The organism is Pseudanabaena cinerea FACHB-1277 (assembly GCF_014696345.1).
Lineage (GTDB): Bacteria > Cyanobacteriota > Cyanobacteriia > Pseudanabaenales > Pseudanabaenaceae > Pseudanabaena > Pseudanabaena cinerea.
The window spans coordinates 1-11,322 of the sequence record NZ_JACJPY010000051.1 but is presented as its reverse complement, the minus strand read 5'-3'; the positions used below and the strand labels follow the sequence as shown (position 1 = coordinate 11,322).

The following is an 11,322-nucleotide window of genomic DNA, read 5'->3' as shown; positions in this document are numbered from 1 at the left end:
GATCGGTTAGCAAAATCCAATCTATCGCAACCCAAAATGAGTTGACATTAGCCCCCATAGCAATGCGGGTTATATCAAGATACAAACAAAGCGCGGCAAGCCGCGCTCTATCTGTTTTCGTCAAAACCAAACTACTTAGAAGCAGTTACCTTGATTGGCTCCACAACCACAGCATCAGATGTCAACCATTTGCCAAGAACATTTACAATCAAGCTATCGATCGCATATTTGCCACCGCCATAGACTGTGAAAAAGGCAAATGCAACCGCATAAATTGAAGACAATTCAATGGAGGGAATGGAAAAACCACCAATCAAAATGTGATGATAATTTGCCACCAACATCGTTGCAAATAGCCCCAAAGCTGCGGGTCTAGTCAAAAAGCCGATCACCAATAAAGGCGCAGCAACCACCTCAGTAATTGCGGCACAATATGCAAAGAAAATCGGAAATGGCAAGCCGATCGCTTCCACATAAGCCTCGGCAAAACCAGGAATATCTGCCAACTTATCTAAGCCATTGTGAATCATGACTGTACCTAAAACCACTCTAAGCATAAGCAGAGCAGATTGGGTGAGGTTGACGGGGGCAGAATCAGAACTAAGGATGAGACGACCGATGGATGCAGCGAGGCGGGTGGTGTTATTCATGGCGGCAGGATTAGTATTTTAGTAAAAATCTCAAGTTAACAAAACTCAAAATATCGAAATAATTGATTATTTAACTTTACTAATCTTAACATAAGTTTTTATAATGTAAACAATCATGGGCAGCAAAACCAAAAACCCTGGTACTCCCCAATGCCCTCACAATTTTTGGCTCAAACCTTGCACAAATCTTTCACCAAGTAACCACATCGATGCTCACCATTGACCATCCAGTGCGTGCGCTCCACAGGGCAATCTAAAACTGACGCGAACATCTCTAGCTCATGTCCACACACGCTAGGAAATGACTCGGCAACATGGGCGATCGCACAGTTATATTCCGTGAAAATGAAACTTTGCTTCCCTTTGCCACCATCTTCCACAGGAAACCATTCAGTAACATAGCCTTCAGCTTGACGGATTGCCGCTAATTTCTCTAACTTTTGCCTTAGCGAACCTTCTCCCAATTGGGATTTATAGCTTTGAGCCTTACGTTGCCATTGTTTTTCCAATACTGCCGATACCTGCTCCTTACCAAGAGTATCGATCAGCGTATCTAAAAAATTAACTGCAAATTGGTTATAGCTATCTGGAAAGCGATCGCGCCCCGCCGCCGTCAGCGCATACACAAATTGTGGTCGCCCCATCCCCACTTGCTCAGAGGTGTGATAGATCAAGCCTTCAGTTTCTAGATCCTTCAAATGCTTACGAATCGCTTGGGGGCTAATATCCAACTTCTCTGCCAAGTCCTGCGCCGTCACCTCTCCATCTTTGAGTAGATACTGCAAGATGTCCTGCTTCGTATCTTGCCTAGCGTCTTGCCTAATGTCTTGCCTAATATCTTGTTTGACAGCTTTGATATCTTGCTTAGCAACTTTTTTAACATCTTGACTAACATCTTGTTTAAGTCCAAGTTTAGCCCCCAGTTTTAGGTCAGTCGCAGTAATAGCAGAAGTTTTCATAAAAATTTGCTCCTAATAGCTGTAGCTTCTGGTCATGCCCTTGGGTAAACCTTGGTAAGTCAGAAAAAATGACTTTGACAACCTGTATGTTGTTAATGTAACCTATGATTATTAAAGAAACAAGTAAGTTGTTTTAGTCCCGTGATTGCTAAGCACAGCATTGTAATCACTCACAAATTATTAGGAGCCTCTACTGACATGACTGCAACGGTTCAAGCACTTGTCAACCAACCATATAAATACGGATTTATTACCTCCATTGAGTCGGATACGATTCCGCGTGGTCTCAGCGAAGATGTAGTTCGCATGATCTCGGCTAAAAAAAACGAGCCAGAATATATGCTGGAATTTCGACTCAAGGCATATCGTCAATGGTTAAAGATGCAAGAACCAACATGGGCGCACGTTGACTATCCTCCCATTAATTATCAAGATATTGTCTATTATTCTGCGCCTAAGCAGTCTGCCAAAAAAGCCAGTCTTGACGAAGTTGATCCAGAGCTTTTAGATACTTTCGAGAAATTAGGAATTTCCTTATCAGAGCAAAAGCGCCTTGCCAATGTTGCGGTTGACGCAATTTTTGATAGCGTTTCTATTGCTACCACCTTCAAAAAGGACTTGGCAAAGGTCGGGGTAATTTTCTGCTCAATCTCTGAGGCAATGCACGAATATCCTGAACTAATCAAAAAGTACTTAGCCAGCGTCGTTCCTATCTCTGACAATTACTTCTCTGCCCTCAATGCGGCTGTATTTAGTGATGGCTCCTTTGTTTACATTCCCAAAGGGGTAAAATGTCCAATGGACTTATCCACCTATTTCCGCATTAATAATGGGGATTCAGGGCAGTTTGAACGGACTTTGATCGTTGCCGAAGAAGGAGCTTATGTTAGCTACCTTGAAGGCTGCACTGCACCGATGTTTGACACCAACCAACTCCATGCCGCCGTTGTGGAGATTGTTGCCCTCGATGATGCTGAAGTAAAATATTCCACCGTTCAAAATTGGTATGCTGGAGATAAAAATGGCAAGGGTGGTATTTACAACTTCGTCACCAAGCGCGGTTTGTGCCAAGGCAAAAACTCCAAAATTTCTTGGACTCAAGTGGAAACTGGTTCTGCTATTACTTGGAAATATCCCAGTTGTGTATTAGTTGGTGAAAATTCGGTCGGTGAGTTTTACTCGGTTGCTTTAACCAATAATAAGCAGCAAGCAGACACTGGCTCAAAGATGGTACATATTGGCAAAAACACCCGTAGTAAAATTGTTTCTAAGGGAATTTCCGCAGGTGGTTCACAAAATAGCTATCGCGGGTTGGTAAAAATTGCGCCTAAGGCTGAAGGTGCGAGAAACTATTCTCAATGTGACTCAATGCTGATTGGTGATTGCTCACAGGCAAATACTTTCCCCTATATCCAAGTTCAAAATAATAGTGCCAGAGTTGAACATGAAGCTTCCACTTCCAAAATTGGGGAGGAACAGCTTTTCTATTTTCAACAACGCGGTATTGCTATGGAAGATGCTGTATCGATGATCATTAGCGGCTTCTGCAAGGAAGTATTTAATGCTTTGCCGATGGAGTTTGCAGTGGAAGCGGATAAACTTCTGGCGTTGAAATTAGAAAACAGTGTGGGCTAGGCGTTGTGAATCTTGCCTATGCCCAAATTCTTTTTTGGGTAAGCTAGTTTCTGCTGGTTTCAGGTTTGACAAGAGCAACATATGTACATAGAACTTATGATCAATACCAACTCACAAAGATGTAATAATATTGGTAATCCCAAATAAGTAATGATTTATGTGGTAAGGATAGGCGGCGCGAAGCGCCTTCTATCCTTCAGCAACTTGTGATCGCGATGACAGAACTGCTTAATCTTGCCGCTTTTCAACAACGTCCTTCGTGGGATGAGTACTTCATGCTATTAACCAAACTGGCGGCAATGCGATCGACCTGTCTTGCTTTTCCTGTCGGAGCTGTGATTGTCAAAGATCGGCAAGTGCTAGCCACTGGCTATAATGGTTCTCCCTCTGGCTCAGTACATTGCACCACACAGGGCTATTGCTATCCAGACCTCAGTAGCTGCGCGGCCAGTAAAGATTTTCCTTCTAGGGCAGTCCATGCCGAAGCCAATGCGATCGCCCAAGCAGCTAAACATGGTATTTCCACCGATGGCGCAAGCATTTATGTCACCCTAGAGCCTTGCATATCTTGTCTGAAGTTAGTCATTTCGGCAGGAATTCGTGAGGTTTACTATGAGACAACCTTCAATAAGGGCAGTAATGCGACTCTTTGCCGTTCCTTTGTCGATGAAGGTTTAGTGAAGTTGCAACAGATTCACATTTCGCCATTAATCCTACAACGCGCTAATCTATTCCTCAATTCTCCCACCTCCGAGTTACATCTATTTCCCACGGCTCAGTAGTAATACAGTTAGGACTTACGCAATCGCAGCATTTCTCTAGGGAGTCACTATGCAAACCACCGAAGCACCGATTAAAATCACTAGTTCTCCATCAGTTTCCCCTGCCCCCCTTACCCTCCCCGATCATAAACAGTTACCCGAATCAGACGGAACCTTTGTGAAAAACTTTCAAGAACATCCGCAAAGCATTATTTTAACCAGTTCCATCGCTCCAATTCTCCAAAAATTACATCCCGATGGACAATACTGCATTGGTCAAGATAGCGGTATTTACTGGCGGATGATGGAGCCACCTGAAAAGGGAGCCGAAGCCCCTGACTGGTTTTATGTGCCGAATGTACCGCCGATGTTGGATGGGGAATATCGCCGTTCCTATGTGCTGTGGAAAGAATATGTTGCGCCATTAATTGCCATTGAATTTGTGTCTGGCAATGGAAATGAAGAGAGAGATAAAACTCCTCCTAGTGCCACAGAAAAAGCAGGCAAATTCTGGGTCTACGAACAGGCTATCCGTATTCCTTACTATGCCATTTTTGATGGATTTAGAGGCAATATTGAGGTATATCACCTATTTGATAATCGCTATACCAAAATTCAGCCTAACGATCGCGGTCATTATGCTATTCCACCGATGGGTGTGGAACTGGGACTAATTTTAGAGAATGGCGTATCTTGGTTGCGTTGGTGGGATGATGCAGGAAATTTATTACTGACGGGTGATGAAAGGGAGATCGCTGAAAAACAGGCAAGATTAAATGCTGAGGCGATCGCTGATCAACAAAAAGCGATCGCTGATCAACAAAAACTAATTGCCGATCAAGAACGTTTGGCTAAACAACAGGCTGAGGCGATCGCCGAGCAAGAGCGGCTGGCTAAACAACAGGCGGAGCTGATCGCTGAGCAAGAGCGCCAACAAAAGGAAAAACTAGCCAATTATTTAAGATCAATAGGCATTAATCCTGATGCCATTTGATCAGGCGATCGCATACCTTCTTGTATAACTTGAGCTTTTCCTTTCTTTATACCTTATTCTCTAGCTGTTTCAATCACACAATTCATGTCTCAGTAGTACTTTAAGCTGTTTTTATAAGCCGACATTTCTGTTAGAGAAAAGTTGGTAATCCTTGCGACTTCAAAACAGTAATACAGTAGTACAGTGCTTGGTGCGGACTGATAACGCTGAAATATTTCTGCACTCCTAAAAGGCTCTATAGTCTCCATAGATTTATTGGCTTGCAATTATGCAATTAAAGCCATTAGCTCGATCGCTAAGCCATCGGGATCAGCGATAAATGCAACTTGATAGGTGCGATCGCCGATGGTTTGCGTCCTTGGTGGCAGCAAAAGCTTGAGCTTACCAACCCGATCCACCAACTCTTGCAAGCAAGCTGCTAAATTGTCCACATGAAAAGATAGATGGTAATAGCCCACAAAATGCTCATCGCCAAAGGCATCGACACTGGGTTTTGGCTCTGGCACTTGGATCAGTTCTAAATGTGGAGGAGCATCTGCCCCCTGCATCCAGCAAGCCAAAGTGCTGCCCGTTGTAAATCTTTCTGTCACGGTAAACCCTAACGCCTCATAAAAAGCGATCGCTCGAAAAATGTCGGCAGTCTTAATGGAAATGTGGTGCGCTTTTAATATCATGTTTTAATCCATTGATTTCGTAGGTTCTGCTGTATGGCGGACTTACAGCAATGATCGCTCCAACGAACCGCAAGAGAAACTTTGAAAACTTGGCTGCACAAGACTTTCAAAGTTTCTCTTGATTTGGATTTGAGCGTACAACGCTGTGGGATTGCACTAGCGCTTAGATGAGTAAGGCTTTTTCGGCATCAGTGAAGTCTTCAAAGGCGGCTTTTTGACTGGCAAGCAGATCCACGGTGGCATCGGCGATGTCGTTATTGGCAGTAGCCCGATCGCGCAATCTCTGCTCTAACACTTCTAAGGGTGCATCACAGAACTTGATTTCCACTGGAATATTGAGGGCTTGGGCGGCGGCGATCGCCTGACTGCGTAAACTCACGCGGTCATACTTGGCATCTAAAATCACCGTTAAACCTTTACTGGCTAAGAGCGCACCCAGTTCCGCAAGTTTGCCATAGGTTTTGGCGGTCATTTCGGCACTGTAAAGGTCATCCCCACCGCGCTCCATGAGAGCCAATCCTGCAAGATGCTTGCGAATGGCATCCGATCGCAGGTAGATGGCGTTCTGTTGGGCGGCGATCGCTTTGGCAGTGGTGCTTTTGCCAGACCCTGACAATCCCGACATCAGGATCAATTTGCCCTGTTGTGGTTGGGTATATTCCCAAGCGAGACGATAATAGGCAGAAGCTTCTGCCTGTGCCGATGCCTTCACTGCTTCAGGAATATTCGGATCATCCAATAGAAAAGATGTCACCTTGGCGCGGATATAGGCTCGCATACTGCAATGCAGAGGCAGTAATACTAGACCTTCGTAATCGCCAGTGCGTTCTAAATAGGTATTGAGAAAGATATTGGCGAGATCGCTGCGACCGCGAAACTGCAAATCCATCAATAGAAAAGCCGCATCATACAACACATCACTATTGCGGAAGGGTTCATTGAATTCAATGCAATCAAAAATCTGGATTTGATCCTGATAGAGACAAATATTCTTCAAATGCACATCGCCATGACATTCGCGCACCTTCCCTTTGGCAATGCGATCGCTAAATACTGCGGCATTCTCCGCAAAAAACTGATCGGTATAGGCGCGAGTTTCTGCCAATTGAGTTTCCGTTTGAGCAATGCCCACATACTTCTCAGTGGAAGCATAGTTATCATTTGCCACCCCTTGCACCGATGCCATCGTGCCGAAACTGCTAATATGCTCGCTGGTTGCTGCCGATTGATGGAAAGCGGCTAACTGTTCCCCAATTTGGCGCACATGGTCTGCTGTCAAGCGATCGCTGTTAAACATCTCGATCAACAAATCTGCCTGAGCAAACTCTGGCATGGCGATCGCATATTCGACGGCTGTTGCTGAAGGCGAATCGGCGCGATCAAATCCATACTTGCCATCAGTTTCGACAATGGGCAGCACGGCAAGATAGAGCTCAGGGGCAAGGCGGCGATTTAACCGCAATTCCTCTTCACAGAAATATTTACGCTTCTCTAAGGTCGAAAAATCCAGAAATCCAAAATTCATAGGCTTTTTGACCTTGTAAGCATATTTGCCCGTGAGCAGCACAAAGGAGATATGGGTTTGTAATAGCTGGATCGGCTCAGTAACTGGATGATCGTAAAAAGCGGGGGTGAGCATCTGCTCAATGATGGGGGGGAGTGCAGAAGAAGACATAAAGTTGAAGGATGAAGATTGAAGATTGAAGTTGATAAAAGATTTGATCCCCCTCAATCCCCCTTGTAAAGGGGGAAGAAGAAAATGCTCCCCCCTCGTAAAGGGGGGGAGCTGGGGGGGATCTTTAGTAACTTAGGATAAAGGGGGATCTAAGGTACAGCGATGGTTTCGACTAGGCGCTCGATAATTTTTTTGGGCGATCGCCGACCTGCGGCGATAATGCGATGACCTAAAACGTAGGGCGCAAGGAATTTTACATCATCGGGTAGTACATATTCTGACTGGCGATCGCTGTTGAGCATCTTTTGGATATAGGCGTAGCTCTGGACACAACGGAATAGAGCAGAAGTACCTCTAGGGCTTACGCCTAGCGTGATTTCGGCATCATCGCGGGTTGCCCTAACAATATTGACGATGTAGGCGCTGATGGCTTCGCTCACAGGTATTTGGGCACAGAGCTTGCGGATCTCAATTACTTCTTCTGGGCTAATGCAGGGTGAGAGAATAGCGGAGCCGACTTTTCCTAACTGCATTCTCTTGAGCATTTCCACTTCTTCCGATTCGTTAGGATAACCGAGACTAAAGGAAATGGCAAAACGGTCTAGCTGTGCCTCTGGCAATGGAAACGTGCCTTGATATTCGATGGGGTTTTGGGTGGCGATCGCAAAGAAGGGCGAAGGCACATTGCGCGAAATTCCATCAACGGTTACTTGCCCCTCTTCCATGACCTCTAGCAATGCCGATTGGGTGCGCGGTGTCGCCCGATTAATTTCATCTGCCAGCAGAATATTCGCAAATACTGGACCTGGCAAAAATTGAAATTCTCCCTTCTGTGGATTCCAAATATTTGTACCTGTAATGTCGGTGGGCAGTAAATCTGGGGTACATTGCACCCGTTGAAATTTACCTGCTATGGAAGCAGCTAGTGACTTAGCCAAGAGAGTTTTGCCCACCCCTGGCACATCCTCTAGCAATGCGTGACCACCAGCAAATAGGGCGACTAACACTAAGCGGATTGCCTCATCTTTACCAACGATCGCCTTAGATAAATTATCGACTAGCTGCTGAACCTTGAGTTGCTTTTCCATGTTTTGTCCTAAAAAATTAAGCAAGTCGTCTATGATTTATTTCTAGCCTATTCTGCCCTATTTGTAGCAGTTACAGCGCTTTATGCGGTCTTAAAACTGAGATAAACTTTTGAAAGCATTGCTTCGCAACGTTTTCAAAAGCTTTTCTAGTTTTTGATTCAGCGCAAAGCGCTATAAGCTATAAACAGCAATCTTTTTACTTTTTACTTTTTACTTTTTACTTTTTACTTTTTACTTTTTACTTTTTACTTTTTACTTTTCACTTTTCACTTTTTACTTGTGCTTCATCGGCAAGTCGTTGTTACAGGCATTGGTATAGTCAGCGCGATCGCCACAAATCGTGAAGATACTTGGCAAAGTTTATTAGCAGGAAGATCGGGAATCAAGCTAGACGGCTCAGCCAATTTGCCTCTACCTTTGGCGCGAATTTATGAATTGGGAGAAAGCTCACAGCCCCAAAAACTTACCCGTTCGCAATCTTTTTTAGAAATGGCGGTTTTAGAGGCGATCGCCGATGCGGGTTTGGAGATACCTTTGTCAAATTGCGGTTTAGCGATTGGTTCTAGTCGCAGCAACCAAAGGGAGATCGAAATTTTATTAGATCAAGAAATGTATTCCTTCAAACCTGAAACTTGGCAACAACTGCAAGCCGCCAGCCTCTCGGCATATATCGCTAATTTATTACAAACCCAAGCGCCCATTTCTAGCCCTATGGCAGCCTGTGCCACAGCAAATTGGGCGATCGCTCAGGCTGCCATGCTGATTCAGTCTGGACAATGGGATCTGGCGATCGCTGCTGCCACCGATGCCCCAATTACGCCCTTAACCATTGCAGGATTTGCCAAAATCGGCGTACTCGCCACCTCAGGCGTACATCCCTTCAGCCGAGAGCGTCAAGGTTTTGCCCTTGGCGAAGGAGCCGCCGCTCTAGTATTGGAGTCGCGAGAGTCTGCTCAACGCCGCCAAACTGCCATCTATGGCAAAGTATTAGGCTGGAGCATTACCAATGACGCTTACCATGCCACTAGCCCCGCCCCCGATAACCATTTAGCGGCGATCGCCCTCAAAGACTGCCTCACCCGTTCATCAATATCGGCTAATCAAGTTGGCTACATCAACCTGCATGGCACGGCGACCACACTAAACGATGCCCGTGAAGCCAATTTAATCTCTAAATATTTGCCAGATTTCCTGCCGAATCTTGCCCTCAGTGCCACAAAGGGCGCAACGGGTCACACTTTAGGGTCAACGGGGATGATGGAAGCAGCTTTTTGTTTACTAGCATTACGCGATCACCTCTTGCCGCCCACCGTGGGAATGTTGACCCCTGATTTTGATTTGCCCCTATTGTCATCTATACAGCGATCGCCCCATCTACAATATGCCCTAAATTTCAGCTTTGGCTTTGGCGGACAAAATGCGATCGTGGCTTTTGGTGCAGATTAGGCTCTTAAATATCATCTTCCCAGCCACAGCATTTACAGCGCCATCGGTCAGGGGGAATCCGCATCCGCGAAAAAGAGGTGCGGCATTCGGGACATTTGCCTGTAAAAATCGGATGCCAGCCAAATTCTTCTGCCATCTCAGGATCATAATTATGCAGATCATCGGGCTCCCACAGTGCCGCCGATACAAAATCATTGCATTTTCCCCATTGAGGTCCATTGGGATGGACAGCACATACTAAAAAAGAGCTATGGGCATAGTAATCACAGCGATCGCATAGGGATATTTTAGACATGGTGTGTGTTTAGAACCTCTTAGCTAATTCTATAGCCATAGCCAATCAAGTTAAAGCTTATGGTTTACTAATTTTTAGGAAGGGAGAACAGATATGAACAGATATCAAGATAAGGCGAGTGTAAATCCCACGAGAGATGTTACTGCCTTCTCATCGTCAAAATAGACATTAAAACCCAAAAATTAGCAAAGCGGAACAAAGCGCTGCACCGCTAATTTTTGAAAGGAAAGGGAGTGGTGCTATTTCATTAGCTATTGTGGTAACGAGTTTTGTTGATTTTGGTTAGTAAAAGTATAATTTTTGAGTCTTGAAATGGTTCATTCTTGTAAATACATAAAACGTTAAAGCCAAAAATAAAATAATCCTGCATTGAATCTAATACAAATAGGAGCAACTTACTTTTGTCCATTTTTTTCTCCCTTGTTAGTCATTTCTCAGATTTTGCAAACAAATAGAAACACTTCATAGAAAATTGCTCACTCTCGGTTTGTACTCGCATTAAAAAAGGTAATGACATCTATGCTTATTCTTCATATATTCAATCTCTGAAATAGATACCTCCTTCCTATTTGACCTTGATAAAATATGAAATTTATACCACAACTTACAAATGAGAATCTATCTAGATTTGGTTAGAAGACTTGAGGAAAAACTAAAGGTAAATATTTGACAATCTGGAGATATTTGGATAATATTATGGATGTTTTTTTGATGTATTGCTTTTAAATCAACAAATTATGAGTATTTTTTGGGATTATTATCTATCGCTCGGCACTTCTGCATGAAGTAGTAAAGTTGTTGTCTTAATGCGTAAAGAAAATTTGTGAACAGCGATCGCCTCTCAAAAAACAAAAAAACTCGACAAATTCCCCTAGGGGTATTGTTAATTGTCCCTTTTGTATTGCAAATTGTGGGCGCAGTGGGATTAGTGGGATTCCTCTCCTATCGTAGTGGACAAAAAGCAGTAGAAGATATGGCAACATCATTAATGTCAGAAATTGGCGATCGCATTGATCAAAATTTAAACAGCTACCTGAATGCACCCTGAGGGGGTGACAAAGACATCTAAAACGTAGCCGTGACAAGCTGCATAGCCCTCTTACCTCGTTGATAGTAGGTTAACTTATTGGGAGCTAGTTTCAATA

At 44.2% G+C, this 11,322-nt stretch carries 10 protein-coding genes and 1 pseudogene; 5 read left to right on the top strand and 6 right to left on the bottom strand.

The annotated features are described in order from the left end of the window. Positions 1 to 131: 131 nt before the first annotated feature. Positions 132 to 650 (bottom strand): DoxX family protein, encoded by a 519-nt coding sequence (locus H6F44_RS14770; RefSeq protein WP_190351797.1) that lies wholly within the window; start codon positions 648 to 650, stop codon positions 132 to 134. Positions 651 to 820: 170 nt separating this feature from the next. Continuing rightward, complete coding sequence (gene sufR / locus H6F44_RS14765; protein WP_190351796.1) at positions 821 to 1,609, bottom strand: iron-sulfur cluster biosynthesis transcriptional regulator SufR; 789 nt, start codon at positions 1,607 to 1,609, stop codon at positions 821 to 823. 198 nt (positions 1,610 to 1,807) lie between these two features. On the opposite strand from sufR, the gene sufB reads away from it, so the two are divergent. The 3 genes from sufB to H6F44_RS14750 all read left to right on the top strand — a co-directional run bounded on the left by sufB (position 1,808) and on the right by H6F44_RS14750 (position 4,999). Next, positions 1,808 to 3,244, top strand: a complete 1,437-nt coding sequence (gene sufB, locus H6F44_RS14760; protein WP_190351795.1) for a Fe-S cluster assembly protein SufB — start codon at positions 1,808 to 1,810, stop codon at positions 3,242 to 3,244. A 215-nt stretch (positions 3,245 to 3,459) separates the two neighbouring features. Beyond that, complete coding sequence (locus tag H6F44_RS14755) at positions 3,460 to 4,026, top strand: deoxycytidylate deaminase (protein WP_190351794.1); 567 nt, start codon at positions 3,460 to 3,462, stop codon at positions 4,024 to 4,026. Between the two features lie 49 nt (positions 4,027 to 4,075). After that, positions 4,076 to 4,999 (top strand): Uma2 family endonuclease, encoded by a 924-nt coding sequence (locus tag H6F44_RS14750; RefSeq protein WP_190351793.1) that lies wholly within the window; start codon positions 4,076 to 4,078, stop codon positions 4,997 to 4,999. A 266-nt stretch (positions 5,000 to 5,265) separates the two neighbouring features. Here the strand turns inward: H6F44_RS14750 and H6F44_RS14745 are convergent, their stop codons facing one another. The 3 genes from H6F44_RS14745 to H6F44_RS14735 form a co-directional block, all read right to left on the bottom strand. Continuing rightward, entirely contained in the window at positions 5,266 to 5,673 is a 408-nt protein-coding gene (locus H6F44_RS14745) for a VOC family protein (RefSeq protein ID WP_190351792.1), read from the bottom strand. A gap of 163 nt (positions 5,674 to 5,836) precedes the next feature. Further along, positions 5,837 to 7,348, bottom strand: a complete 1,512-nt coding sequence (locus H6F44_RS14740) for a bifunctional aminoglycoside phosphotransferase/ATP-binding protein (RefSeq protein ID WP_190351791.1) — start codon at positions 7,346 to 7,348, stop codon at positions 5,837 to 5,839. 149 nt (positions 7,349 to 7,497) lie between these two features. Further along, positions 7,498 to 8,436, bottom strand: a complete 939-nt coding sequence (locus tag H6F44_RS14735; RefSeq protein ID WP_190351790.1) for an AAA family ATPase — start codon at positions 8,434 to 8,436, stop codon at positions 7,498 to 7,500. Positions 8,437 to 8,715: 279 nt separating this feature from the next. Between H6F44_RS14735 and H6F44_RS23795 the strand changes: the two genes are divergently transcribed. Beyond that, positions 8,716 to 9,882, top strand: a complete 1,167-nt coding sequence (locus tag H6F44_RS23795; RefSeq protein WP_190351789.1) for a beta-ketoacyl synthase N-terminal-like domain-containing protein — start codon at positions 8,716 to 8,718, stop codon at positions 9,880 to 9,882. Between the two features lie 4 nt (positions 9,883 to 9,886). Here the strand turns inward: H6F44_RS23795 and H6F44_RS14725 are convergent, their stop codons facing one another. After that, on the bottom strand, positions 9,887 to 10,177 hold the full coding sequence (locus tag H6F44_RS14725) for a hypothetical protein (RefSeq protein ID WP_190351788.1): 291 nt from the start codon (positions 10,175 to 10,177) through the stop codon (positions 9,887 to 9,889). 865 nt (positions 10,178 to 11,042) lie between these two features. Here H6F44_RS14725 and H6F44_RS14720 point away from each other — a divergent pair. Beyond that, positions 11,043 to 11,222, top strand: a pseudogene (locus H6F44_RS14720) (hypothetical protein); the annotation flags it as partial. Positions 11,223 to 11,322 lie beyond the last annotated feature (100 nt).

Excerpts from the sequence above, each read along its gene's own strand:
- H6F44_RS14745 (WP_190351792.1), bottom strand. The coding sequence starts at position 5,673 with ATGATATTAAAAGCGCACCACATTTCCATTAAGACTGCCGACATTTTT.
- H6F44_RS14750 (WP_190351793.1), top strand. The coding sequence starts at position 4,076 with ATGCAAACCACCGAAGCACCGATTAAAATCACTAGTTCTCCATCAGTT.
- H6F44_RS14725 (WP_190351788.1), bottom strand. The coding sequence starts at position 10,177 with ATGTCTAAAATATCCCTATGCGATCGCTGTGATTACTATGCCCATAGC.
- H6F44_RS14770 (WP_190351797.1), bottom strand. The coding sequence starts at position 650 with ATGAATAACACCACCCGCCTCGCTGCATCCATCGGTCGTCTCATCCTT.
- H6F44_RS14755 (WP_190351794.1), top strand. The coding sequence starts at position 3,460 with ATGACAGAACTGCTTAATCTTGCCGCTTTTCAACAACGTCCTTCGTGG.
- sufR (WP_190351796.1), bottom strand. The coding sequence starts at position 1,609 with ATGAAAACTTCTGCTATTACTGCGACTGACCTAAAACTGGGGGCTAAA.
- H6F44_RS14735 (WP_190351790.1), bottom strand. The coding sequence starts at position 8,436 with ATGGAAAAGCAACTCAAGGTTCAGCAGCTAGTCGATAATTTATCTAAG.
- H6F44_RS14740 (WP_190351791.1), bottom strand. The coding sequence starts at position 7,348 with ATGTCTTCTTCTGCACTCCCCCCCATCATTGAGCAGATGCTCACCCCC.
- sufB (WP_190351795.1), top strand. The coding sequence starts at position 1,808 with ATGACTGCAACGGTTCAAGCACTTGTCAACCAACCATATAAATACGGA.